The 25,136-nt window shown below is 44.9% G+C and carries 20 protein-coding genes; 6 read left to right on the top strand and 14 right to left on the bottom strand.

Annotated features, from left to right (window positions below):
- Positions 1 to 10 precede the first annotated feature (10 nt).
- From BC643_RS16190 to nifH, 3 genes are all read right to left on the bottom strand, one after another.
- Positions 11 to 385, bottom strand: a complete 375-nt coding sequence (locus BC643_RS16190; RefSeq protein WP_120274065.1) for a P-II family nitrogen regulator — start codon at positions 383 to 385, stop codon at positions 11 to 13.
- Between the two features lie 20 nt (positions 386 to 405).
- Positions 406 to 726 (bottom strand): P-II family nitrogen regulator, encoded by a 321-nt coding sequence (locus tag BC643_RS16185; RefSeq protein ID WP_211338079.1) that lies wholly within the window; start codon positions 724 to 726, stop codon positions 406 to 408.
- Positions 727 to 795: 69 nt separating this feature from the next.
- On the bottom strand, positions 796 to 1,620 hold the full coding sequence (gene nifH, locus BC643_RS16180; RefSeq protein ID WP_120274333.1) for a nitrogenase iron protein: 825 nt from the start codon (positions 1,618 to 1,620) through the stop codon (positions 796 to 798).
- Positions 1,621 to 2,021: 401 nt separating this feature from the next.
- Here nifH and BC643_RS16175 point away from each other — a divergent pair, with 401 nt between their 5' ends.
- The 5 genes from BC643_RS16175 to BC643_RS16155 all read left to right on the top strand — a co-directional run bounded on the left by BC643_RS16175 (position 2,022) and on the right by BC643_RS16155 (position 9,494).
- Positions 2,022 to 3,059 carry a CNNM domain-containing protein gene (locus BC643_RS16175; protein WP_120274063.1) on the top strand — a complete coding sequence of 346 codons (1,038 nt, stop codon included), beginning with the start codon at positions 2,022 to 2,024 and terminating at the stop codon, positions 3,057 to 3,059.
- 193 nt (positions 3,060 to 3,252) lie between these two features.
- Entirely contained in the window at positions 3,253 to 3,702 is a 450-nt protein-coding gene (locus BC643_RS16170) for a MarR family winged helix-turn-helix transcriptional regulator (RefSeq protein ID WP_120274062.1), read from the top strand.
- A gap of 40 nt (positions 3,703 to 3,742) precedes the next feature.
- A complete protein-coding gene (locus BC643_RS16165) occupies positions 3,743 to 4,912 on the top strand; it encodes an efflux RND transporter periplasmic adaptor subunit (protein WP_211338078.1) in 1,170 nt (389 codons plus the stop codon).
- 16 nt (positions 4,913 to 4,928) lie between these two features.
- On the top strand, positions 4,929 to 8,078 hold the full coding sequence (locus BC643_RS16160; protein ID WP_120274061.1) for an efflux RND transporter permease subunit: 3,150 nt from the start codon (positions 4,929 to 4,931) through the stop codon (positions 8,076 to 8,078).
- 24 nt (positions 8,079 to 8,102) lie between these two features.
- Positions 8,103 to 9,494, top strand: coding sequence for an efflux transporter outer membrane subunit (locus BC643_RS16155; RefSeq protein ID WP_120274060.1), 1,392 nt, complete (start codon positions 8,103 to 8,105; stop codon positions 9,492 to 9,494).
- 194 nt (positions 9,495 to 9,688) lie between these two features.
- Here the strand turns inward: BC643_RS16155 and BC643_RS23795 are convergent, their stop codons facing one another.
- The 3 genes from BC643_RS23795 to BC643_RS16140 form a co-directional block, all read right to left on the bottom strand.
- Positions 9,689 to 11,974, bottom strand: coding sequence for an NADP-dependent malic enzyme (locus BC643_RS23795; protein WP_120274059.1), 2,286 nt, complete (start codon positions 11,972 to 11,974; stop codon positions 9,689 to 9,691).
- A gap of 130 nt (positions 11,975 to 12,104) precedes the next feature.
- A complete protein-coding gene (locus BC643_RS16145; RefSeq protein ID WP_120274058.1) occupies positions 12,105 to 14,033 on the bottom strand; it encodes a peptide-N-glycosidase F-related protein in 1,929 nt (642 codons plus the stop codon).
- Between the two features lie 148 nt (positions 14,034 to 14,181).
- On the bottom strand, positions 14,182 to 14,862 hold the full coding sequence (locus BC643_RS16140) for a hypothetical protein (protein WP_120274057.1): 681 nt from the start codon (positions 14,860 to 14,862) through the stop codon (positions 14,182 to 14,184).
- A gap of 713 nt (positions 14,863 to 15,575) precedes the next feature.
- On the opposite strand from BC643_RS16140, the gene BC643_RS16135 reads away from it, so the two are divergent.
- Entirely contained in the window at positions 15,576 to 16,760 is a 1,185-nt protein-coding gene (locus BC643_RS16135) for an OmpA family protein (RefSeq protein ID WP_120274056.1), read from the top strand.
- A 148-nt stretch (positions 16,761 to 16,908) separates the two neighbouring features.
- Here the strand turns inward: BC643_RS16135 and BC643_RS16130 are convergent, their stop codons facing one another.
- The 8 genes from BC643_RS16130 to BC643_RS16095 form a co-directional block, all read right to left on the bottom strand.
- Positions 16,909 to 18,141, bottom strand: coding sequence for an acetate/propionate family kinase (locus BC643_RS16130; RefSeq protein WP_120274055.1), 1,233 nt, complete (start codon positions 18,139 to 18,141; stop codon positions 16,909 to 16,911).
- Positions 18,142 to 18,448: 307 nt separating this feature from the next.
- The gene (locus BC643_RS16125; protein ID WP_211338077.1) at positions 18,449 to 18,772 is read right to left on the bottom strand and encodes a hypothetical protein; all 324 of its coding nucleotides are present in this window, start codon (positions 18,770 to 18,772) and stop codon (positions 18,449 to 18,451) included.
- Positions 18,773 to 18,788: 16 nt separating this feature from the next.
- Positions 18,789 to 20,213, bottom strand: a complete 1,425-nt coding sequence (locus tag BC643_RS16120) for an NADH-quinone oxidoreductase subunit N (RefSeq protein WP_120274053.1) — start codon at positions 20,211 to 20,213, stop codon at positions 18,789 to 18,791.
- 27 nt (positions 20,214 to 20,240) lie between these two features.
- A complete protein-coding gene (locus BC643_RS16115; protein WP_120274052.1) occupies positions 20,241 to 21,746 on the bottom strand; it encodes a complex I subunit 4 family protein in 1,506 nt (501 codons plus the stop codon).
- A gap of 33 nt (positions 21,747 to 21,779) precedes the next feature.
- The gene (gene nuoL / locus BC643_RS16110) at positions 21,780 to 23,699 is read right to left on the bottom strand and encodes an NADH-quinone oxidoreductase subunit L (RefSeq protein ID WP_120274051.1); all 1,920 of its coding nucleotides are present in this window, start codon (positions 23,697 to 23,699) and stop codon (positions 21,780 to 21,782) included.
- A gap of 119 nt (positions 23,700 to 23,818) precedes the next feature.
- Positions 23,819 to 24,136, bottom strand: coding sequence for an NADH-quinone oxidoreductase subunit NuoK (gene nuoK / locus BC643_RS16105; RefSeq protein WP_120274331.1), 318 nt, complete (start codon positions 24,134 to 24,136; stop codon positions 23,819 to 23,821).
- Positions 24,137 to 24,140: 4 nt separating this feature from the next.
- Complete coding sequence (locus tag BC643_RS16100) at positions 24,141 to 24,656, bottom strand: NADH-quinone oxidoreductase subunit J family protein (RefSeq protein ID WP_120274050.1); 516 nt, start codon at positions 24,654 to 24,656, stop codon at positions 24,141 to 24,143.
- A complete protein-coding gene (locus tag BC643_RS16095) occupies positions 24,653 to 25,135 on the bottom strand; it encodes a 4Fe-4S binding protein (protein WP_211338076.1) in 483 nt (160 codons plus the stop codon). Before BC643_RS16095 ends, BC643_RS16100 begins: the two co-directional genes overlap by 4 nt.
- Between the last annotated feature and the right edge of the window lies 1 nt (position 25,136).

The raw sequence follows: 25,136 nt of genomic DNA, 5'->3' as shown, positions 1-25,136 counted from the left end.
TTTCAATTTATCAAAGGATTGTTGTGCCTGTTTCACCAGTACGAACGCGGATGGCGTCTCCCAAAGGCATGACGAAGATTTTTCCGTCGCCTGCTGCGGGTGTCTGGTTTACTTCCATAATCGTGTCAATTGTTAATTGAACGTTTTCATCAGAAACAGCAATATTTAATACACGCTGTGGTCTGAGTCTGGGCTCATTCCCGAGAAGGGCTAATGCTTCTGGTTGGTCGTTTTTGGCGCCTTCCATTACTTTAGCGTCCCAAAGGCCTTTTCCACGTCCGAAAACTTTTCCGGTAGCAGTCATCGAAGTAATTCCTGCTTCGGTTAAGGCTTTTTTTGTCTCGTTCATTTTGTCGATGCGAATAATCGCCATGATCATTTTCATAGTCGTGGATTTTAAAAGGTTTATAATTCTTTAGATCCGCGACTGATGGTATAGGCTTCTTCCACCTGAGTCACAAAGATTTTACCGTCACCGAAGGCACCTTTAGGTGATGTAACCGCTGTATCCATGATAGTTTTGATTACATAGTCCTTGTCTTCGTCGTTAACCACTACAATCAACATTTCTTTAGGAAGCTCATCGTAAGTGATTTCGCCGATTTTGATACCTCTTTGTTTTCCGCGACCAACAACCGGAATTTTTGTCACTGCAGGGTAGCCAGCTTCAAAAAGGGCAGTCAGTACTTTGCTTGATTTCTCTGGACGGATTATTGCTCTGATCATTAACATGTTCTATTCTCCTATATTAAAAAGTTAGTTAGTTGAAAGGGGTGGTTTTTGGTTTGGGATTGATTAGTTTGCGATACCGAAATCGATCAACAATTTTTCCAATTGTTCAATCTCAAGCGGATTAGGAATAATGAACATTTCGTTAGCATCGATTTTGCGGGCCAAAGCACGATATTCGTCAGCTTGTGGGTGTGTAGGAGCATGATCGATTACAGTTTTACGGTTGATCTCAGCGTGCTGAACCATGTTGTCACGAGGAACAAAGTGGATCATTTGAGTACCGATTTGAGAAGCCAATTGTTCGATCATTTCTTGCTCGTTGTCTACTTTACGAGAGTTACAGATCAGACCTCCAAGACGAACAGTTCCGGCTTGTGCATATTTCTTAATACCTTTACAGATGTTGTTAGCAGCGTACATTGCCATCATCTCTCCAGATACAACGATGTAGATTTCTTCAGCTTTACCATCACGGATAGGCATTGCGAAACCACCACATACAACGTCACCAAGTACATCGTAGAAAGTATAGTCAGTTTTGTATTTTTCATCCCAAGCACCCAATTGCTCCAACAAGTTGATTGAGGTGATGATACCACGACCAGCGCAACCTACACCTGGTTCAGGACCACCTGATTCAACACAACGGGTACCTTTAAAACCTGGTTTGATGATGTCATCCAATTCCACATCTTCTCCTTCTTCACGCAGGGTATCCAAAACAGTTTTTTGTGCCAGACCACCTAACAACAAACGAGTAGAGTCAGCTTTAGGGTCGCAACCAACTACCAATACGTTTTTTCCCATTTCTGCCAATCCGGCAACTGTGTTTTGAGTTGTGGTAGATTTACCGATACCACCTTTTCCATAAATAGCTATCTTTCTCATCTTTTTTGAATTTTGAGGGTTCAACATTTTTTTCTTTGCTTCCCTTATAGCGAGAAGAATGCCAACATGCCAAACAACATAACCCGAAGAAGAAAAACCACATCTCTAAGCGTTGATTATCTGCTACTTAGACGACTAATAATTTTTTGCCACGGTTTGGCACACCCTTAAAATTCCTACATTTTGGTAGGATAGCGCTTATTCAATCACATTCTATGTTTTAGAGCATAATCCTAGGATTTACAGGGGTTTCAGCGTTTTCTATCAGTGTAGCCACTACAATTTTGTAACAATGATGTAATTTTCACTTTGGCACGATATCCCTATTTATTGTGATTTTTTGATGGGTCATTGACTCAAAAAGCAAAACATTTGTCATTTAATACCTAATTATTACTACAATGTTGCTATTCTACCTCCTTCTCGCCCTCGGCATTTCTTTTCTATGTTCCGTTTTGGAATCGGTCATCCTCTCGGTCAGTCTGCCCTTTATCTATTTAAAAGAAAAAGAGAAGCACCGGTCAGCAGCCTTGCTGAAGCGGATCAAAAACAACATCGACCGACCGCTGGCCGCTATACTTACATTAAATACCATTGCTCACACGATCGGTGCTGCGGGTGTAGGTGCCGAGGCGACAAAGATTTTTGGAGAGGTTTACTTTGGAATTGTCAGCGCCGTGCTTACATTATTAATTCTTGTGTTCTCTGAAATTATCCCCAAAACAGTAGGTGCATTGTATTGGCGCAGCCTCGCCCTGCCATCCGCCCGGTTGATCCAGGCCTTTATTATTATTACCTATCCGCTGGTCATTTTGTCCGAACTGATTACAAAGGCTTTTTCGCGCGGCAAAATTTCGGGAACAGTGAGCCGCGAAGAAATCGCCATGCTCGCTTCAGTAGGTGGAGAAGAAGGTGTGTTCGACGAACTGGAAACCAAAACAATCGTCAACCTCATCCAATTGAAGAACCTTAAAGTGAAAGATATTATGACTCCGCGAACCGTAATAACGGCAGCGCGCGAAGCACTTTCTGCAAAGGAATTTTTTGAGCACCCACCCTTCCTTCAATTCTCTCGCATTCCCGTTTACCGCGATAACATCGATCAAATTACCGGTTATGTGCTAAAACAGGATATATTGGAACATTTGCTGGAAGACGAAAACAACAAAACTCTGCTGGAGGAGAAGCGTTCTATTATTACATGTTACGAAAATATCAGTATTCCAAAATTGTTTGAGAAGCTACTGGTCGCGAAGGAACACATTGCTTTAGTTATCAGTGAATATGGCGGCACGGAAGGGATTGTAACGATGGAGGATATTATTGAAACAATCCTGGGGCTCGAGATTACCGACGAAAGAGACACCCAGGCAGATATGCAGCAACTGGCGCGAGACCGCTGGCTACAACGCCGGAAAAAGAACACACCGAAAAAATAAAAATGCTGAAAAACGGGGTTCATCTCCCTTCCGAAACATTCACTTAATATTGGAGCGCCAAAGCTCAAAAAGCAAACTGCTGAATATCAATATTTAGGACTATTAAATCTTAAATTTATATTAACGAAATGGAATTTAGTTGACTTTAGCAACTAATTGACTGTATATTTGCGTTTCGAAAATCAAGAATAAGATGAATACGCAAAAACCACTGACATACTTATTGGGACAAACCATGCAAATGGTGAAGCTATGCTTTATAGCTGAATTTAAAAAACATGACATAGAACTGAGCCTCGAACAATTTATCATCTTACACCAGCTCAGCCAAAATGAAAATATCACGCAGCAAGATTTGTCGAATGAACTCCAAAAGGACAAATCAATAATCTTACGTCAGATTAACACATTGCTCGAAAAAAGATATGTTGTTCGACTTCCGGACAAAGAAGACAAACGAAAAAAGAATCTCATCTTGACCCAAAAAGGCTACGATGCACTCACATTTTCAAAAAGTATAGCCCAAACGTTGTCGGCAGAACTACTCCAGGGCGTATCCACTGAAGAACTAAAAAATTTTGAAAATGTAATCGAAAAAATTCAACGCAATACAGGCCATGAACCCGAACAATGCAAATGTTGACAAATGCAACTAAATAGATTTTTCCAAATATCACAATAACATGAAAACAATTATGCAATTCAAGAATTTAAGTTTTATCGCGATCCTGTTAGCGGTATACTCTTGCTCTAATTCAAAAGGAGGGCAGACCGGTATGGCCGGGCAGGTACGGGAATACAACGTTGTATCCCTACAACCTCAGGACATCACACTTTACAAAGACTACCCAACAACGCTGCAAGGTTCCCAAACCGTTGAAATCCGTCCGCGGGTTGCAGGATACATTGAAGAAATCATGGTTGACGAAGGTGATCTTGTAAAGAAAGGACAAGTTCTGTTCCGACTGAATGCCAACGACCTACAGGCACAAGTTCGCTCCGCCGAGGCTCAGGTAAAAGTTGCTGAAGCTCAGGTTTCAACGGCGAAAATCAATGTTGACAAAACACAACCTCTGGTCGATAAAAACATCATCAGTGAATTTGAGCTGGAATCGGCAAAAACAGCTCTGGCCTCAGCCGAAGCGCAACTGGCAAATGCAAACGCGAACGTTGCCAACGCTAAAGCGAATTTGGGATACACTTTAATTACCAGCCCTACAAACGGCATCATTGGCAATTTCCCATATCGTGTTGGTAGCTTGGTTAGCAGCACCATTACCCAACCTTTGACCACTGTTTCGAACACCGCAAATATGTACGCGTATTTTTCGATGAATGAAACAGAATTTCTGACAATGACGCAGGATTTGGAAGGTGCCAGCACGAAGCAGAAACTCGAAAATCTCCCGGCTGTTGACCTGGTTTTACCAACCAGTGCGATTTACGCCAACAAAGGTAAAGTTGAAACAGCCAGTGGAATCGTGGATCAAACAACCGGGGCAATCAACATCCGCGCATCGTTCTATAATCCGGAAGGCGTTTTGCGTTCAGGCAGTAGTGGCGCAGTTCGCATTCCGCAACATTATACCAATGCGATCATCATTCCACAAAAAGCTACAGTTGAAATTCAAAACAAGCACTTTGCCTACACAGTTAACGAGGAAAACAAAGTTGTAAACACACTGATAGAGGTTGTAACCGGAAACCTGAAAGATTCATACATCGTGACAAGCGGTCTGAAAGCCGGCGATAAAGTTGTACTTGAAGGAATAAGCAGCTTGCGCGACGGAACGGAAATAAAACCGAAGGTCGAAACTCAGCAAGCGATCGACAGCAACAGCTCCAATCAGTAATCTTAACTCGACGAACATGTTTAGAAAATTTATTGAAAGACCGGTTCTCTCCACGGTCGTTTCTATCATATTAGTGATCCTTGGGGTCTTGGGAATAACCACCCTCCCCATCGAACAGTACCCGGATATTGCACCGCCAACCATCCGGGTATCGGCAACCTACACCGGAGCCGATGCCGCAACCGTGATGAACAGCGTGATTATCCCGCTTGAAGAACAGATCAATGGTGTAGAAAACATGATCTACATGACCTCTTCTGCCAGTAACACCGGATCGGCAACGATCGAAGTTTATTTCAAGCAAGGTACCGACCCCGACATGGCGGCGGTAAACGTACAGAACCGTGTAGCTCAAGCCAATGCGCTTCTTCCTGCTGAAGTAACGAAAGCTGGTGTTACCACAGCGAAACGTCAGAACAACATGCTTTTGGTATTCTCGATATACAGCCCAAATGGGCAATACGATGAAACCTTCCTGCAGAACTACTCAAAAATCAACGTTCTTCCCCAAATCCAGCGGGTAACCGGGGTTGGTGAAGCGATGGTTTTCGGTGCCAAAGACTATTCCATGCGCGTGTGGCTCCGTCCGGACGTGATGGCAAACTATAATTTAATGCCTTCAGACGTTACCGCTGCCATTGCAGCGCAAAACCTGGAAGCTGCGCCCGGTCGCTTTGGTCAGCAAAACGATCAAACATTCGAGTACGTTCTCCGCTACAAAGGAAAGCTCAGGGAGCCGAGCGAATTCGAGAATATCATCATTAAGGCAGATGCCGACGGTAATATTTTAAGATTAAAGGATGTTGCCCGCATTGAGATGGGAGCCTTAAACTATTCCATGACGACAGCAACCATGAATAAACCTGGGGTTGCCATGGCCATTTTCCAGGCTGCAGGCTCAAACGCCCGCGATGTTATTATTCAATGTCAGGACGTAATTGAAGAAGCCTCCAAAAGCTTCCCTCCGGGAGTTGATTACCAAATACTGATGAATACCAACGACTTCCTGGACAGCTCAATCGAGAAAGTATTGCATACCCTGCTCGAAGCATTTATCCTTGTGTTTATCGTGGTGTTTATCTTCCTGCAAGATTTCCGGGCTACTTTAATTCCGGCAATTGCTGTTCCGGTGTCGATCATCGGTACCTTCTTCTTCCTGAACCTGTTTGGTTTTACCATCAACCTGCTGACGCTTTTCGCGCTGGTGCTGGCAATCGGGATTGTAGTCGACGATGCGATTGTGGTGGTTGAAGCGGTACATGCCAAACTCGACCAGGGAGCAAAAAATGCACGAACAGCCTCAATATCGGCAATGAGCGAAATCTCAACGGCGATCATCTCCATTACCCTTGTTATGGCTGCCGTATTTATCCCGGTTACTTTCATTACCGGTACTACCGGGGTGTTCTATCGCCAGTTCGGTATCACCCTCACCGTCTCCATCATCCTCTCCGCCATCAATGCGTTGACCTTAAGTCCCGCGCTTTGTGCTATCTTCCTGAAACCGCACAACGAAGAAGGAAAACACAAAAAAGGGTTTATGAGCCGATTCTATACTGCCTTCAACGTTGCCTTCGAAACAATGACGGTAAAGTACCAAAAGACAACCAACTTCTTTGTTAAAAAGAAATGGCTTTCTGCAGGTATGATCGTTACGTTCGTTGCCGTTTTGGTATATCTCATGCAAACAACACCAACAGGTTTCGTACCGGCAGAAGATACAGGCCGTGTGTTTGTCGACATCTCGATGCCTCCGGCTACTTCCTCTGAAAAAACCATTGAAGTTGCCCGCCAGGTTGATCAAATTTTAGCAAACGTTCCCGAAATTGACGGTCGCTCAATGGTAGCCGGCTATTCCTTCATTGGTGGTCAGGGTAGTTCCTACGCGATGATAATCGCCGCTTTGAAGCCGTTCGACGAACGTACCGGAAAAGGAGAAGACCAAAACAGTATTGTGGGTAAACTCTACGGAATGACTGCAGGTATCAAAGATGCCCGCGTTATCATATTTTCGCCACCGATGGTTCCAGGCTTTAGTGTGACAGGAGGGTTTGAGTTGAAACTGGAAGACAAAACAGGGGGTGATATTAAAAACTTCGAACAAGTTGCAGGAGCATTCCTGGGCGCATTGAACCAGCGCCCTGAAATTCAATACGCACAAACTTCTTTCAATACCGCATTCCCGCAATACATGGTTGATGTGAATACCGCAAGATGTATGCAATCGGGAATTGACGTAAGTACAGTGCTTTCAACCCTGCAAGGTTACATCGGGGGATATTATGCTTCCGATTTCAACCGCTTCGGGAAACAATATCGCGTGATGCTTCAGTCAGAAGCTTCCTTCCGCGGAAACCCGGACGATTTAAACAGCATTAAAGTGAGAACATCAAGTGGAGAGATGGCTCCAATCACCGAGTTTATTTCGTTGAGCCGGGTTTACGGGCCCGAAAACATCACCCGTTTCAACATGTACACTTCAATAAACGTTACCGGTAACCCTAACGACGGATACAGTACAGGGGACGCCATTAACGCGATTAAAGAAGTAGCGGCTCAAACCCTGCCAACCGGTTATGCCTACGAGTTCTCGGGTATTACACGTGAGGAAATCAACGCCGGAAACCAAACAATCGTGATTTTTGCGTTGAGTTTGATTTTCGTCTTCTTCTTCCTTGCTGCCCAATACGAAAGTTACATTCTACCGTTGTCGATCATTTTCCCGCTGCCAATCGGTATTGCAGGCGCGTTTATATTCGCTCGTTTGCTGGGCGTTGAAAACAACATTTACCTGCAAATTTCTTTGATCATGTTGATCGGTCTGTTAGCGAAAAACGCGATCCTTATTGTCGAGTTTGCCCTGCAGCGACGCCAAGCCGGAATGAGCATTGTGCAGGCCGCCATTGAAGGCGCCACCGCACGTTTGCGCCCAATCCTAATGACTTCGTTCGCCTTCATTGTTGGCTTGTTGCCGCTTGTTGTTGGTGGTGGTGTTGGTGCAAACGGTAACCGTTCAATCGGAACCGGGGCTGTTGGAGGTATGTTAATCGGAACGTTGATCGGTATTCTTGTAATCCCGGCCATGTTTGTCGTCTTCCAAACCTTGCAGGAAAAGATTAAAAAACAGGAAACAACTGAAATATCAGACATGAACAGCCTGGACTAATGTCCACCATAAGTTGAAAGAAATATGAAAACAAATTCATTCAAAAACATAATCCTCGCGGTCGTCACTGCAGCTACGCTTTATTCGTGTAGCGGCAGCCGACACTACGAACGCAGTCCTGAGAGCACAGATGGACTTTACAATTCATCAGTTGCCGACAGCACCAGCAACCTGGCCAACGAATCTTGGGATAAGCTTTTCAACGATCCAATTTTGGACACTTTAATTGCCGAGGGACTTCGGAACAACCTGGATTTACAGGCAGCAATTCAACGCGTAAAAGCCTCCGAAGCCTATTTCAAACAAGGTCGGGCAGCTATGCTTCCTTCTTTATCTGCACAAGCTGGTTACACCTACGTAAGAAACTCGGAATCGACTTACCCGGATGGTCCCCGCGAATACCAGGGACAACAGCTTTCGCTGGAAGCCAGTTGGGAAATCGACATTTGGGGAAAACTGAACACAGCGAAAAAAGCGGCATACGCCGATTATTTAGGAACCGACGCAGCACGCAAAGCGGTTCAAACCAGCTTAATCTCAAGCATTGCAACGGCCTATTATAATTTATTGGCACTGGATAGTCAACTGAAGATTACAAAAGAAACAGTTGTAACCAACGCCAACCTGGTGGAAACCATGAAAATTTTGAAGGACCAAGGCAACGTAACCGGAGCAGCGGTTGTACAAAGTGAAGCGGCACGCTATGCGGCAGAAGTAACCATCCCGGATCTGGAACAGCAAATAAAAGCAGCCGAAAATACGCTGAGTTTGCTCCTTGGACGCACTCCGGGCCCGATTGCTCGCGGCAAATTGGAAGATCAACAAGCCAATTCAATGCTGACAATCGGTGTCCCTTCAGAGCTATTGGACAATCGTCCGGACGTGATGCAAGCTGAATATGCGGTGATCAGTGCTTTCGAAATGCGTAACAACGCCAAGGCATACTTTTACCCATCGGTAACATTAACCGCTACCGGAGGCTTTGAATCGCTGGATTGGAGTGAACTGCTTGATCCCGGATCGTTCATGGCGACAGTAGTTGGTGGTTTAGCCGAGCCCATTTTTAACAAACGGGCAAACCGAACCCGACTTGAGGTAGCAGAAGCGCAAAAACAAGAAGCACTGCTAAGTTTCAAAAGTACCTTATTGAATGCAGGTGCAGAAGTGAACAATGCACTGAACACTTACGACGCATCGGTACGTAAAATGGAACTTCGCCAAAAACAATTGGAGTCACTGGAAAAATCAGTTGAATACACCAAAGAATTACTCACATACGGATCAGCAACTTATACCGAAGTATTGAATGCTCAACAAAGTTTGCTGGCCGCGCAATTAAGCAATGTCAGTGATCACATCCAGAAGCTGAACGCAGTTGTCACGCTATACCGTGCACTGGGTGGTGGCTGGAAATAAGAAGATCACAATCTGAAAACACGATTAAGGAGGCATCAATTACGATGTCTCCTTTTTTGTAGTAAAAGCGATGCACGCAAAGGCGCAAAGGTATTCATCGGTACCAGGATGAAATGGGTTGATAACGTGACAACCAAGACAACCATTTACATGGAAAATTTTCGTCATTCTGGAAAATCTGTGATTCTTTCAACTCAAGTCTGTTTTGTTATTTCTGCTTCCTGGGCATCGACCACTGCAATAGCCACCAGGTTGACAATCTCCCGAACCGAGCTTTCCATTTGCAACACATGGATGGGCTTTTTCATCCCCAGCAGAATCGGACCGAGAGCTTTGGCTGTTCCCAGTTCCTGCAACACTTTGTACAGAATATTCCCGGAACTGAGGTTTGGAAAAATCAGTACATTTGCATCCGCATCACCGAGTTTGGTAAACGGAAATTTCTTTTGCCGCAAAGCTCCATTCAGCGCGTAGTTGGCTTGCATCTCGCCATCCACAATCAGATCGGGATAATTCTGATGCAGAATTTTCACGGCCTCGCTTGCCCTTACCGGGCTTCCTTTTCCTTTAAAAGCACCAAAGTTGGAATAACTCAAAACGGCAATCCGTGGCTCAATTTTAAACCGACGAACTTCATTCGCCACTAAAACCGTGGTATCAGCAATGGTCTGCGGTGCGGGATCGGAGTTCACTGTTGTGTCGGCCAGAAAAAGCGGCCCTTTCGGTGTCAGCATAATGTACATGCCTGCTATATGGTTGAACTCTTCCTTCGTACCAATCACATGAATCGCCGGTCGAATGGTATCCGCATATTTTCTTGAAAAACCGGAAATGAAGGCATCGGCTTCTCCCGTCTCTACCATCATGCAACCGAAATAATCGCGGCTGTCCATTTTTTCAAGCGCTTCATCGTAGCTCATACCTTTTCGCTTCCTCTTTTCAAACAGCAGGCGAGCATATTGTTGCCGTTTTTCATCCGTCACATCCTGAAAAATATCGATGATCGGCACGCCATCCAGTTCTATTTTATTGTCGGAAAGTATTTTCTGAATCTCTGCTTTTTTCCCGAGCAGAATCGGGTGAGCAATTCCCTGCTCTTGCACAAAACGCGCCGCTTTCAACATCTTCAGATTATTGGCATCGGCAAAAACAACCCGCTTGGGATTCAGTTTCGCCTTGTTGCAAATCGTCATAATCAGCTTGTTCTCCGAGCCTAAACGAGCGCTCAGTTCCCGCTCGTAATCATCCCAATTTTCAATCGGTTTGCGGGCTACACCGGTTTCCATTGCGGCCCGGGCGACAGCCGGCGCAACTGTTGTAATTAAGCGCGGATCCAAAGGCTTCGGAATAATATACTCTTTTCCGAAAACAATATTCTCCATGTTGTACGCCTTGGTCACCAACTCGGGAACATATTTTTTTGCCAGTGCAGCCAATGCTTTCACCGCAGCAATTTTCATGGGTTCATTGATCTCGCGCGCCCGAACATCCAATGCTCCGCGAAAAATAAACGGGAAACCCAGCACATTATTAATCTGGTTGGGAAAGTCGCTGCGACCGGTCGCCATAATTATATCATCGCGCACGCTGGTTGCTTCGTCGTAGGCAATCTCCGGAGTCGGGTTCGCCATCGCAAAAACTACCGGGTCTTTAGCCATCAACCGAACCATATCCGCGGAAACCAGGTTGCCAACAGAAAGTCCCAGAAACAGATCCGCGCCATCCATCGCATCGGCTAATGATTGATAGTCCATATCGCATGCAAACTGCTTTTTGGCTTCATTCAAATCTGTTCGGCTTTTCGAAAGGGCTCCCCGACTATCGAACATGACAATGCTTTCCTGCTTCACCCCCAACTGTACATACAATTTAGCACAGGAAATAGCGGCAGCTCCTGCCCCACTGATCACAACCCGAATGTCTGCGATATTCTTCCCGGTAATTTCCAATGAATTCAAAAGCGCCGCCCCCGAAATAATAGCTGTCCCATGTTGATCGTCATGAAATACAGGAATATCCAATTGCGCTTTCAGCTTTTCTTCAACGTAAAAACACTCCGGTGCTTTGATATCTTCGAGGTTGATTCCTCCAAAAGTTGGCGAAATAGCTTTCACTACTTCAATCAGCCGATCGGGGTCTTTTTCGTTCACCTCGATATCGAAAACGTCAACATCGGCAAATATCTTAAAGAGCATCCCCTTCCCTTCCATAACGGGTTTACCGGCAGCGGGACCAATATCGCCCAGACCCAAAACGGCTGTTCCGTTCGAGACAACAGCAACCAAATTTCCTTTCGATGTGTAGCGATAAATTTCTTCCGGATTTTGCTGGATTTCGCGGCAGGGCTGCGCGACTCCGGGCGTATAGGCTAATGAGAGATCGTATTGTGTTTCGTGTGGTTTGGTCGGAACAACTTCGATCTTGCCCGGTCTTCCCTTTTCGTGATACCGCAAAGCATCGTTGTAGACAGATTTTTCCATGGCTGGTGATTTTGGCTTTCTATAAAAGTTACGACAAAACCACACCAAATAACAGAACATTGGTCAGTTCCCCAAGGTATCAAAACAACGAGAGGAACAACTTGCGCTGCTCCTCTCATTCGTATCATCTTTAATTGTACTGCCTTTGGGTTTTGTTAACCCGAAGCTTCATCTTGCTTTCTTTGTTTACAAACAATTCAACCACATAACGCCCATCCTCAAAATCGGAGAAATCCAGTTCAAAAGTTCGTTTTTTTACCTGGGTGAACGGAACCGATCGAACGAGCTTACCATCTGCCAAAATATGAATTTCTCCATCTGAAGGACCATCCAAATCAACAAACAGCTCGGTCTTGTCCTTGAACATCCGGGGATGCAGAATAAACATCTCCTGTTCCACCGAACTATCGATCCGAGCACTTAGACTTGTTGTAAAATCGAGTGTTTCACCTAGTCCGCAGTCGCTTTCAAAACGATGCAGTTTACGTCCACTCAAATCAGACAGGTACAGGTAGCCGTAGCCTTGATCGGGCATAAACCAAAACTCCAGACCATTATTAGCGGTATCGCGCAAAGCCATGCGGTACCGACCTTCCGGAAGTTTCAGCGTGTCAGTGTAGATGGTGTTTGCTTCGCTCGAATCCGGGGTTCGTTCATAAACAAGCTTGCCATCGCCGTTTAAAATCGCGATCGTGTTATCTTTTGGTGCATTATTCGTTTTATAAACCAACAGCATTTTCTCCGGCAACTCTTTCGGCGCATCAAACTGCGATTGAAGGAAATTGTCGCCCTCCCAACCGTCGTTATGTTTTTCGGGCAAATTCACCTGAACCGAGAACGTGTTTTTCCCTGGCTGAAAATCGATATTCCCCGGCAAAACAACTTCTGTTGACTCATAAAAATTTAGGCTACCGGTCCATGAGAAAGTTTTGAAAGGAAAACCTTCGGTTCCGTAAACAATCTCGACAGCCTGCAAGGGTTCGCTACCCATATTTCGAATCACAACTCTCGGCTCGAAACATGATGGATTAAGTCGGTTGTAACTTGGATCGTTATTGGGCACTTTGATCTCGTCAATTGCAACGTCAAATTCCTTCGCAGGGGTTTTATATTGAAAAAGTATCGCATTGATGGCTTCGTTAGCGGATGCTTTGCCTTCTGCCGTGTAGGATTCCATTTCAATATCAATCTCGTGCTGCGGCTTGGTTACCTTGAAATCGATCAAGTCGGCCGGTTGCAAATCACCGGGGCACCAATAGGCTCGGTCGAAAATCCAGGTTCCGCCTTGCGGGTACAAAGCATTATCGGCACACTCTTTCCACATGTTCCGGCGATCGATCACCGTTCCGTCAAGATAAACTTCACGCCAACGACTGCAAAACTCACTGCAGCCACGGGGCCTGTCCATACCATGGCCAGTGTGCTGAATTCGCAAACGACCGAACTCTGCCTTTGGACTCATATTTACGTCAATCGGTGCCAATGACTTACTGATCGGGTTAAGCGTATCGCCATAAGCGTAATTGCCGGTATACAAGTTTTGGTAGCTCACCAATTCTGCCGCAGGAGTGCCCAGTTGGAGCTGAAAATCGATATTCAACGACCAGCCCACTTCTTTGCTCTCATAACCCGAGTGCATATAATCTATTTCAACACTGTCTCGCAACAACGATGCAAAATCGGTTACGTCAACCCGCCATTTCCATTTCCAGCACGGTTTGAAATTACTCCCGTAAGGCGTCAGCATTCGGCCTAACTCCAGGTTCAGCGTATCTCCCTTAATTCCACCGACACGCCGGATAGTGATGTGATCGAGGTAATCCCAGTGGGCAATGTTCAGGGAGTCCGGATAGCCAAGCGTTAACTCCATAAACACGCGCCGAACCGGCACTTTTTTGTCAGGAAACACGGCCCAGCGCGCAAAATGATTTTCGCCACTCGGGTCGCAGGTAATAGTCACATTCGGGTGAGAAGTCACCACTTTTGTTTCGGCCTGCACCGCCAGGGATCCGAAGCAAAGAGCAAACGCCACTGTAAAAATGATTAATCGAGATAACATGGTATACTGTGGTTTAGGATTAAGCTGAAATAAATTGCAATTCCAAAGTATGGTTAATCAACCAACAACTTTAGAAATATTTTTCAAAAGTAGCATTATTCGCTAAAAATGAAAATACCAACAGTATATGAAAGAAGGATTGCAAAGTCTAAAACCGAGCATCCGAATGCTTCACTGTATCGGGTGAATCGCTCAGATAGACAACGCCATCCTGCGGTGATTGGACCAGCAATACCCGTTCCAACTGTGGCGGCAAACCAAGGTCCATAGCATTGTGCCATTCGCCGGTTCCCAGCACAGCAACTTCTTCATTTTCTTCCAAAACACCCTCCCGGTAACGGATCGTTTTGTTGAAACCCAAACTTGAAACGCTTTTAATTCCATGCTCATTTAAATAGCGCTCCAACTGCTGGCTGGCATCCTCCCATAAACCTGATTTATACTTCGCATCGTCAACCACGTAGCTTTTAACTTTTTCGGATCGAATATAGGCATAGCGACTTCCCTCACGCAACGCAAATTTGCAGCTGCGCTCCTCCTCTATTAACGTTTTCCAATGCGAGTTCTTCCCATTCGAAACCCGTTGCTCAACCACCACGTGGTAATAGGCACAGGTTCTTCCTGAAAGCGGGGCTCTCAAAGGCTCGTCTATAAACTGTACTTTGCCAACCAATTTAGCAAGCTCGCCGCGGCGTATTTCGGTGAAGCGACGATAAGTCGCACGTTTCAACTTACGTTTTATAACTGTATTCTTGTTGAAATACCAACTGAGAAAAATGATCAGCAGAAAAGCGCAAGCAATCAGGATAATGATTTCCGGGTTGTTCATGTTTAGGTTTTGTTCTATTTCAAGTAAACTTAATCAACAACCGGAAAACAACAAAATACCGAAGCCTCCTGTACAGCGCACTTTTCCACATCTGATTTCCAAAAATCAACCGACACCAAATAGTAGCAAAACATACTTCGTCTAATTTATATTGCTAATAGATGCTGACAAAGTGATGTGGTCATTGCAATGTGGCACTCATAAAAAAATTAATGCTATGCACGTCGTTCATTTAGATAAACCGGATGAATTTATTGGGATTGTGTAGGAATTCTTTCTAAGAACGTAAAATTCATACTTATCAAATAAAATAGTCTGTAATTTATCACGTTTAAGTCTACAATGTCTCATTAACAGGCTAGCAACAACATGATCATATTTGCCGCGGGGAAAGTTTTAACATGAAAAATGCCCCAATCAAATAGAAAACAATTAGTTGAACGCAAAATACAATACAGTAAACCTTTTATGATGTACAAGAATAGTTATATTTACCAACTAATTATTTGTCACAACAGGACTAGACAAAACAAAAGGTTATAACTATAAAAATATCGAAACCAGGCGACTTGTTAGTTTCGGTTGAAAATTACAATGGTTTGCAGATATATTGGTCGGTCTTTGTGAAATGCGAAAACTAACTGAAAAGAGATAGCAGAGTATTGCTGTGTGCATTTATATATTATCTCATTAATATCTAAAAAAAGAGTTTTATGAAAAAGAAGTTTTTACTTTTCGTTCTTATTTGTATTTCTGGAAGCTACGCGTTCGCTCAGGACGATTCAGAATTCGAAGCAGAATTCAACAAGTGGTCTATCGAGGGAGGCGTTGGTCTCACAAAACAATGGCAGCGCACTTTTAGCCCGGGCTACTATGCTGTGGATCCAAATTTTCTCGCTGTTGACCTCGGATTACGTCACATGCTTGATGAAAAATTCGGTTACAAAATGAATTTTGTTTACAACAAGTTCTCTGCAAGCAGTGATGCCGATATTGACTATACAACAAAACAGTATGGCGTAGCGCTGGAAGGCGTAATGAATATCGGCAGAATGCTGCATTTTGAAAGCTGGACAAAAACATTGGGTCTATTGGGTCATGCAGGAGCAGGCGTCGGTTATCTGGACTATGATCAAATCAGCGTTGGAAAGGATTGGGTTGGAAATGTTGTTGGCGGACTGACAGCTCAGATAAAATTATCTAACCGACTGGCTTTGAACCTAGACGGTACCTACAGAGCAAATATTCGTCAAAATAGAGGTTTCGGTGGAGACGAAATCGACTTTAACAACTTGGCTGGTTTTTTCAATGGGACCGTAGGGCTATCTGTTTACTTGGGTAAAAACAAAACTCATGCAGATTGGTATCTTAGAGAAGATGAAAAAATTAAAGTGTTGGATTCTAATGTGTCAAACATTGAAGAAAGAATCCAAGCTGTTGATGACACCAAAGCGGAAAAATCAGACTTAGAGCAAACCCAGGCTGATGTGGATCAATTAGCGAAAGATGTTGATGCGCTCAAAAACCAAGAACCTGCAAGCTACGATGAATTCGTAAAGCAATTGGTTAACGATGGATATATCAGCGTTTACTTTGATTTCAACAGCACCAAGGTGCAAGGTAGCTCAACCAACTCAATCAACTTCATGAAAGCATACCTGACTAAAAATACTGCAGCATCGGTTGACGTGCAGGGTTTTGCTGATGAATTGGGTTCTGATGAATACAATCAAAAATTGTCTCAAAAACGTGCAGATGCAGTTGTGAAACTGTTGACTGAAGCAGGTGTTGACCCCTCACGTTTGAACGCAATTGGTAAAGGCGAAGACACAAGCGTTGATAAAAGTTCAGCGGGAGCCCGCCAAATTGCCAGAAGAGCAACATTTATTGTGAAATAAGAAATATTTGAAGAAAAAATATTAGGCTTTGGGAATTCCCAAGGCCTTTTTTTGTGCTTAACAAGAATTGCTGATCTCGCATCCTCGTATATATAAGGACAGCCCAATCGAATAAAAAAGTCCGGCAGTGCCGGACTTTAAAGATATGCTAGTTTACAGCAACTGACTTTAATACATTAACGGTATCTACTGCGATCACCTTTTCTTCGTTGGTTGGAACAACCATTACTTTTACGCGCGACTTTGGAGTGCTTATTTCTTTCAGCTCGCCGCGAACCCCGTCATTAGCATCGGTATCAAATGCAACGCCCATGTATCCAAAACCGGCACAAACCGCTTCGCGGGTTTCAGGGCCATTTTCGCCTACGCCACCGGTGAAGATAATCACATCAATTCCACCCATTTCGGCAGCAAATGCGCCAATGTAGCGTTTCACGCGCGAGTAGTACATATCCAGCGCTAAGGCTGCTCTCTTATTATTCTTATTCCATGCTTCATCTTCAATATCACGCATATCTGACGAAACACCTGAGATACCCAGCATACCACTTTTACGATTAATCAGGTCGTTTGCCCCCTGCAGGTCAAGTCCTTCTTTTTCCATCAGGAACAACAAAGCACCAACGTCGAGGTTACCAACACGGGTTCCCATTATCAAACCTTCAACCGGTGTAAAACCCATGGAAGTATCATACGACTTTCCTTTTTTAATAGCTGCAATAGAGGCACCGTTTCCTAAGTGACAGGTGACGATGTTGATTTTATCCATTTCGAGACCCAAATGCTCGCATGCTTTCTCGGCTACGTATTTATGGCTGGTTCCGTGGAAACCATAGCGACGCAATTTGTGCTTGGTGTAATACTCGTAAGGAATAGCATACAGAAACGATTCCGGCGGCATGGATTGGTGAAACGATGTGTCGAATACAGCAACCTGCGGCACCCCGAGCAACAACTTCTCCATGGCTTCGATACCCGAAATGTGAGCCGGGTTATGCAACGGAGCCAAATCACTCAATTTGCTAATCTCTTCTTTAACGCTATCGTTAATCAAAACACTCTCGCTAAACGACTCGCCGCCGTGAGCAACCCGGTGGCCAACAGCCTGGATTTCGGAAACAGCCCCGATTACGCCGTGCACTTCATTTACGAGTGATTCCATAATTAAGGAAATACCGGCTTCGTGATTCGGGATATTACCCGTAAACCTGAATTTTTGGTATTCACCGTCGATCAAAGGTTTATGTGTCAGAACGCCCTCTTCCTGTCCGATACGCTCCACAACACCAATAGCCTTTACTTCCGGATCCTCGATATTCACCATATCAAGCAATTGATACTTGATGGATGAGCTACCACAATTTAATACTAATACAATCATTTAATACTTTCGATTTGATGGTTGATGCCCTATTTTTTTGTCAGACAAAAAGATAGAGCGATTTTTTCGCTAAAAGGGCCGCAAATATAATATTCATCGTCAAACAAAAAAACGACTTTAATTAGACTGCCTCTACACACCCAAACCCAACTAAAAATCAATTGATCAAATGATTACTAAACCAAAAAGGTGTTTAAAGGACGCTTATCCTTATTTTACTGAACATACAGCTTTAATAGTACAAAGATAAAAGACAAAAAAAGGAGCAACTTCCGCTGCTCCCTCTATATACTTAAGATTTTACCGGTCATTTCCCAAATGACCAATAGTTGACTTCAATTTCCGTTTCTTTATTTGATTGCTGTAACCAGTAAGCCGGTGTTACCTTTTTTCCGGAAGCACTTTTTAAATGGCGCCCGTAGACCGCCAAAACAACATTAAAAACAATGTCGGTTACCCCCAAAGTTGCCAGGCCGCTGTCGCCTTCAGCTTTTATTTTCACTTGATACCCATTGTGTTCCAATAAGTTTTTCAGAAAAGCGGCGCGTTCGGTGCTCACTCCTTTTTCAACAACCGAACAACGTACCCCGTCAATTTCTTCAATGCTGTGTTGTGCTTTATCTAGTGTCATTTTCATTCAATTTAAATTATAAAAACAACTGGCTGATTTCGCGAATGTATTCGAAGATTCCGCTGGCAAAACCCACCAGAAAAATACCGGCCACACACATGATCAGACTGATCCGCATGGATGTTGAACTCCGGAAAGCAGCAATCGGCTCGTCGGTTTGATCGATAAACATTGATTTGATGACGCGCAAATAATAATAAAGTGATATAGTTGCGTTCAACACAGCAATCAACACCAGGATGTAATAACCGCGACTGGCAGCCGATGTAAACAGGAAGAATTTTCCAAAGAAACCTGCAACCGGCGGAATTCCTGCCAACGAGAACAAAGCCACTGTCATCAGCAAACTCAATTTCGGATTGGTTCTGTACAAACTCTTATAACCCGAGATGGTATCGATTCCCGAAGCGTTGAACACCGAGGTTGCCACCCCGAATGCGCCAAGGTTGGTGAAAACGTAGATTAACACGAAATACACCACAGCCGCCATTCCCATTTCGCCTGCACCTAAAATACCGAGCAAAATAAAACCGGCTTGTGCAATTGACGAGAACGCGAGGAACCGTTTGATATTATCCTGACGGAGAGCAAACAAGTTGGCAATGGTCATGGTCATCACGGCCAAGGCGTAAACCAGATGTTGCCACTGTTCAAACAGGCCTCCGAATACTTTAAATACAATAATGCTGAAGGTGAAAGCAGCCGCCCCTTTCGACACCACCGACAAGTAGGAAGTGACATTGATTGGCGCACCTTCGTAAACATCGGCTGTCCAAAAGTGGAAAGGAACCAATGAAATTTTGAATCCCATACCCGCCACGAAAAAGATAAAAGCCAGGATCAGGATGGGCGACGGTTCTATTTTAGCAACTACATCGGCAAAATAGATGGAGCCGGTTGCCCCGTAAATCAGCGACAAACCGAACAACAAAATGCCTGATGACAAGGCCGAGGACAAAATCAATTTAATACCGGCTTCAGCCGAATGGCTTTTCAAGCGATCGAAAGCAACCAGCGCCGCTGCCGGAATTGTTGCTGTTTCCAATCCCAGGTAGAACATCAGGAAGTCACCCGACGAAATCATGAAATTCATTCCCACCAGCGTAACTATCGTCAGAATAAAATACTCACTGATTCGCTCGTTATTTTCCGGTTTCTTCAACCAGCCTTCCGACTGCAGGAAAATGATCAGAACTGCCAGGTTCAACACATTCTTCATAAACAGCGTCAGCGGCGAACTTTGGAACGAACCGCCAAAGAGCCTTCCCGTTTCCGAAGGGATGAAACCAATCGCCGTCACCAGAGCAAACAAGCCCGCAGCGAAGGGAATTATTTTTGTCTTGCCCGATTCGCTCATTGCCAATTCAGCAATCAGAACGATCATTGCTGCAAGGATCAGCAGCAACTCGTGGCGCATCAATAAAAATTGTTCGATAGTCATGATTCTGTATTTTTCAGAATGAATTCGTTAAAATGGATTGAAAACCGTCAGTTTAGCGATGATCGGCCCAAGGCTTTGCTGAATGGTGTCCGACAACCAAAGCGGTGCAATACCGATAGCTGCAACTGCCAATACCAAAGTAATTGTGCTCAGTCGCTCAAACCAAACCGCATCGGTCAACTCCAGGTGATGCTCGTTTTTGATTGGCCCCAACAAGATGATGCCAACCACACGCAAAATATAAACTGCCGTCACTACGATGGACGAAGCTGCAATGATCGTTACTACGCGGTGGAATAAATCCTGGTGTTGGAACGAACCAACAAACACCGTCATCTCGGCTACAAAACCGCTCAAACCCGGCAAACCCAAAGAGGCAAAACCGGCGATCATATAAACTACTGCCAGGAACGGAATTACTTTCATCAAACCACCCATCTCGCGAATGTCGCGGGTGTGGGTCCGTCCGTAAATCATCCCGATCAGAGCAAAGAAAAGTGCCGTCATCAAACCGTGTGAAATCATTTGCAGGATGGCACCGTCCATGGCGGTTTTATTCATCATCAACAAGGCGAAGATCACCAAGCCACAGTGACTCACCGAGGAGTAAGCATTAATAAATTTGAGGTCTTTTTGCCAGATGGCTCCAAACGCACCGTAAACAACCGAGATTGTCGTGAGGATGATAAAGATCCAGGCCATCTCATGCGCCGCTTGCGGCATCAGGAACATAGCTACCCGGAAACAACCGTAACCTCCCAGTTTCATCAATACACCGGCGTGCAGCATCGAAACCGCTGTTGGCGCCGAAGCGTGACCATCGGGCGACCATGTGTGGAACGGGAACAAAGCGCCCAACACACCAAAACCAATGAAGGTAAAGGGGAAGAAAAAGCGTTGTGCAGCGTCAGGAATGTGCACTTTCGCTATTTCCATAATATTCCAGGTCAGCGCACCACCATCGGGCGCCGAGTTAAAGTACAATCCGAACAAACCAACCATCAGCAGGGCCGAGCCCCCCATCAACATCAGCGTCAGTTTCATGGCCGAAGATTCTTTCGGTCCACTACCCCAGATACCAATCAACAGGTACATCGGGATTACCGCCACCTCATAGAACAGGAACATGGTAAACAAGTCGAGTGAAATGAAGAAGCCGAACACCCCGGTTGCCAGCAAAATCAGCGAAATGAAAAACTCGCGCGACAAATATTCAACGCCCCACGATGCAAAAATTCCGGCAAAAACAACGATCGCCGTCAAGCCGATCATGGCCACAGCAATGCCGTCGACCCCAATCGCATAGTGGATGTTCAAACTGGGAAACCACATGTAATCGGCCGTCCACAACATCTCGTCGCTGACGCCGGCCTTGCGCGCACCGAGGTACATCAGCACCAGTGCAGCAGCCAACACCAGCTGGATGCTCATACCGATGGCCGACACCACACGGGCACCTCTAAAATCTTTGGTAAATAGTATCCCCACTATCGTGAGAACCGGAACCACTACAAACAGACTCAAAATATTCATTTCTGTGCTGGTTTATCGTGTTAATTTCTAATTCTAAATGAAGCAGTACAAAATTGACAACACCAAGATCAAGGTGCCGGCCACAAAGGCAAACGCATAATGCTGCAACTGCCCCGACTGCATTTGTTTTATTTCGTACGATGTTTTTTCGGTTACTTTTCCGATGCCCACCATGAATCCGTCGATGATGTGACGGTCGAACCAAGCCACCGGACGAGACACATAGTTGAAGATGACTTTCTTGGTCACAAACAGGTAAATCTCGTCGATGTAAAATTTATTCAAAGTTGCCGTATAGAAGATCCCCAATTTTTCGGTAATTGCTTTCGGAACCAGACTTTCTTTTTTGTATAAAATGAAGGCCACCACAATTCCAAGTACGCCAATCAATACTGAAGGAAGCGCAACCATCAGGTGAGTTTCAGTTTCGAAACCAATACCGTCGGAAGTTACCAGCTCGCTGAAAGGTAGGAAGCCCGAGAAGATCGATGCAAAAGCCAGCACCATCAACGGGATGGTCATCACCAGCGGCGATTCGTGCGGCGTGTGATGATAATGACGTTCATTTCCCCAGAACACCCGAAAATACAAACGGAACATGTAGAAGGCAGTTAAACCTGCTGTAATGTATTCGATTGAAAACAGCGTTGTGCTGTAATTGTGAGCGGCTACCAAAATCTCGTCCTTACTGAAGAAACCAGAGAACGGTGGAATACCCGAGATTGTCAAACAGGCAATCAGGAAGGTGATGTGCGTAATAGGCATGTATTTGCGTAAACCGCCCATGTCGTTCATGTCGTTGGAATGTACCGCGTGAATGATGGAACCAGCTCCCAGGAACAACAGCGCTTTAAACATAGCGTGTGTAAACAAGTGAAACATGGAAGCCATGTAGCCCAAACCTTCTTCGCCACCGTATCCGGAGACACCCAGACTGAGCATCATGTAACCGATTTGCGACAAAGTTGAAAAGGCCAACACACGCTTGATGTCGAACTGCGTCATCGCAATTACGGCAGCAAACAGCGAGGTAAAACCACCAACCCAGGCAACAATTTCGAGTGCATCGGGTGCCTGAAAATGGAATACCGGAAACATGCGGGCAACCAAGTAAACACCGGCAACAACCATCGTTGCGGCGTGGATCAAGGCAGAAACCGGAGTCGGGCCTTCCATCGCATCGGGCAACCAAATGTGCAGCGGGAACATGGCTGATTTACCGGCACCACCCATAAAAATGAGGATCATTGCCCAGGTAAATACAGAAACGCCCATGAAACTTACCGAAGCGCTTTCAGCAAAAATGGTTGTATGAGGCGCAGTTAAATCCGCAAAGTCGAATGTTTTTGTGTAGAATGACAGAACCAGAATCCCGATCAGGAATCCAAGGTCGGCGAAACGCGTTACGATGAACGCCTTCTTCGAAGCGGCCACTGCCGAAGGTTTTTCGTAGTAATAACCAATCAACAGAAAGGACGACACACCCACCAGCTCCCAGAAAATGTACATCTGGAAAATGTTGGTTGCCAGCACCAGTCCCAACATCGAAAAGGAGAACAGCGACAGGAAAGCATAAAAGCGTTGGAAACCAACTTCTCCTTTCATATAACCCATACTGTAAAGGTGCACCATCAACGAAACCGTGGTAATCACCACCAGCATCATCACCGAAATCGGGTCGAGCATGACGCCCAAATCGATGTGCAGGAATTCAGTCAGGCGCAACCAGGTGACTTTAGTCGCAATAATCGGTTCAAAACCGTTTGGTCCCGGCCCCACCACGAAAAAATAATTAATGGCGGTGATCAGCGAGAGCACAAATGAAGTTCCCATGCCGATGGTTCCCATGATTCCGAAAACGATCGGCTTCCATTTTACCGTCAACAAACCGATGATCAAAAACATCGCCAGAGGAATCAACGGAATCAGTACAGTATAAGCATATCCTGTCATGATGTAATTTTTTCAGTTATTCAGTTTACAGCTATCAGTTTCGAGTTCCAGGTTTCAAGTTCCAGTGCACTCTTGAATCGATAATCTGCATTCGTTAATCGTTAATCAATAGTCAATCACTAATATTTCATCTCGCTAACATTCTGCACTTCAATATTCTTAAAGCGACGATAAATGTTAATGATCAATGCAATGGCTACAGCCGCTTCCGTTGCTGCAACAGCCACAATGAACAGGGTGAAAAAATGCCCTTGCAACTGGTCAGGATACAAATAGCGGTTGAAAACCACAAAGTTGATGTTCACCGAGTTCAAAATCAGTTCGACTGCCATGAGCATGGTAATCAAGTTTCTCCGGATGATGAATCCGCACACACCAACAAAAAACATGATGGTGCTCACAACGAGAAAGTGATAAATTGGAATTCCCTCTATCATGGTTTTAAAGTTCTTCGGTTTCTTTTCCTTTTTTTGCAATCACAACTGCGCCGATCAAAGCGGCCAGCAACAAAATACTGATCAGCTCGAAGGGCAGTACATAACCATTCTTATCCATGCCGAGCAGCTGCTCACCAATCACGGTCATATTCACATCCACCGCCGGAGCAGCAGAAGGCACAAAGCGATGATCAAAAACAGTGTACAACACGGCTCCAACACCGACTGCCGCCACTGCGATACCACCCAGCAAATTGAAGAGCGCCGGTCGTTCAAATTTGTGATCGATATGATGTGTCAGCAGGATACTAAAGATGATCAGCACCACGATACCGCCAGCATACAGCGTCAGCTGCACCGCGGCCAAAAATTCGTAGTTCAGCTGAAAATAAATTCCCGATGTTCCAATCAGCACGAACAAAAGGTAAACTGCCGCTCGCAGGATTTTCCGGCTGGTAACAGTCAATATAGAGAACACAAGGATTATTGCTGAAAGCAGGTAAAACATTGCTATATTCATGATTTAACCTCCTTCTTGAGTGATGAACCTTCGCGGTTCAAAATTTTAGTCAATTTATGGCGATCGAAAACGGCATGCTCAAACTTTTGGCCGAATGCCAATGCATCCGACGGACAGGTCTTCACACATAATCCGCAAAACGTACACATCGACAGATGATACACGTGCTTATCGATTACACGAACCAATTTTCCATCTTCATTTGCAACCCGGTTGGTCAGCACTTCGATGGAGCCGTTCGGACAGTTCATTTCGCAAATGCCACATCCGGTGCAACGGTGTTGGTTATTATCGTCGTGCGGCATGACAATCTCGCCCTTGAAACGATCAGCCATTTTCAGGGTCGCCCGATTCTCCGGATACTTTTGGGTGACAATCTCGCCCGGGCTCACAAAATACTTTCCGGTAACGCGCATTCCCGACCACAAGGTGGAAACGCCGTGAAAAATATCTTTGAAATATTGAATTACACTATTCATC

This window comes from Mangrovibacterium diazotrophicum (assembly GCF_003610535.1).
GTDB lineage: Bacteria > Bacteroidota > Bacteroidia > Bacteroidales > Prolixibacteraceae > Mangrovibacterium > Mangrovibacterium diazotrophicum.
This window is presented reverse-complemented; position numbering and strand designations above follow the sequence as displayed.

What these genes read in the sequence shown, in the direction of transcription:
- BC643_RS16190 (WP_120274065.1), bottom strand. Translation starts at nt 385, where the DNA reads ATGAAAATGATCATGGCGATTATTCGCATCGACAAAATGAACGAGACA.
- BC643_RS16185 (WP_211338079.1), bottom strand. Translation starts at nt 726, where the DNA reads ATGATCAGAGCAATAATCCGTCCAGAGAAATCAAGCAAAGTACTGACT.
- nifH (WP_120274333.1), bottom strand. Translation starts at nt 1,620, where the DNA reads ATGAGAAAGATAGCTATTTATGGAAAAGGTGGTATCGGTAAATCTACC.
- BC643_RS16175 (WP_120274063.1), top strand. Translation starts at nt 2,022, where the DNA reads ATGTTGCTATTCTACCTCCTTCTCGCCCTCGGCATTTCTTTTCTATGT.
- BC643_RS16170 (WP_120274062.1), top strand. Translation starts at nt 3,253, where the DNA reads ATGAATACGCAAAAACCACTGACATACTTATTGGGACAAACCATGCAA.
- BC643_RS16165 (WP_211338078.1), top strand. Translation starts at nt 3,743, where the DNA reads ATGAAAACAATTATGCAATTCAAGAATTTAAGTTTTATCGCGATCCTG.
- BC643_RS16160 (WP_120274061.1), top strand. Translation starts at nt 4,929, where the DNA reads ATGTTTAGAAAATTTATTGAAAGACCGGTTCTCTCCACGGTCGTTTCT.
- BC643_RS16155 (WP_120274060.1), top strand. Translation starts at nt 8,103, where the DNA reads ATGAAAACAAATTCATTCAAAAACATAATCCTCGCGGTCGTCACTGCA.
- BC643_RS23795 (WP_120274059.1), bottom strand. Translation starts at nt 11,974, where the DNA reads ATGGAAAAATCTGTCTACAACGATGCTTTGCGGTATCACGAAAAGGGA.
- BC643_RS16145 (WP_120274058.1), bottom strand. Translation starts at nt 14,033, where the DNA reads ATGTTATCTCGATTAATCATTTTTACAGTGGCGTTTGCTCTTTGCTTC.
- BC643_RS16140 (WP_120274057.1), bottom strand. Translation starts at nt 14,862, where the DNA reads ATGAACAACCCGGAAATCATTATCCTGATTGCTTGCGCTTTTCTGCTG.
- BC643_RS16135 (WP_120274056.1), top strand. Translation starts at nt 15,576, where the DNA reads ATGAAAAAGAAGTTTTTACTTTTCGTTCTTATTTGTATTTCTGGAAGC.
- BC643_RS16130 (WP_120274055.1), bottom strand. Translation starts at nt 18,141, where the DNA reads ATGATTGTATTAGTATTAAATTGTGGTAGCTCATCCATCAAGTATCAA.
- BC643_RS16125 (WP_211338077.1), bottom strand. Translation starts at nt 18,772, where the DNA reads ATGACACTAGATAAAGCACAACACAGCATTGAAGAAATTGACGGGGTA.
- BC643_RS16120 (WP_120274053.1), bottom strand. Translation starts at nt 20,213, where the DNA reads ATGACTATCGAACAATTTTTATTGATGCGCCACGAGTTGCTGCTGATC.
- BC643_RS16115 (WP_120274052.1), bottom strand. Translation starts at nt 21,746, where the DNA reads ATGAATATTTTGAGTCTGTTTGTAGTGGTTCCGGTTCTCACGATAGTG.
- nuoL (WP_120274051.1), bottom strand. Translation starts at nt 23,699, where the DNA reads ATGACAGGATATGCTTATACTGTACTGATTCCGTTGATTCCTCTGGCG.
- nuoK (WP_120274331.1), bottom strand. Translation starts at nt 24,136, where the DNA reads ATGATAGAGGGAATTCCAATTTATCACTTTCTCGTTGTGAGCACCATC.
- BC643_RS16100 (WP_120274050.1), bottom strand. Translation starts at nt 24,656, where the DNA reads ATGAATATAGCAATGTTTTACCTGCTTTCAGCAATAATCCTTGTGTTC.
- BC643_RS16095 (WP_211338076.1), bottom strand. Translation starts at nt 25,135, where the DNA reads ATGAATAGTGTAATTCAATATTTCAAAGATATTTTTCACGGCGTTTCC.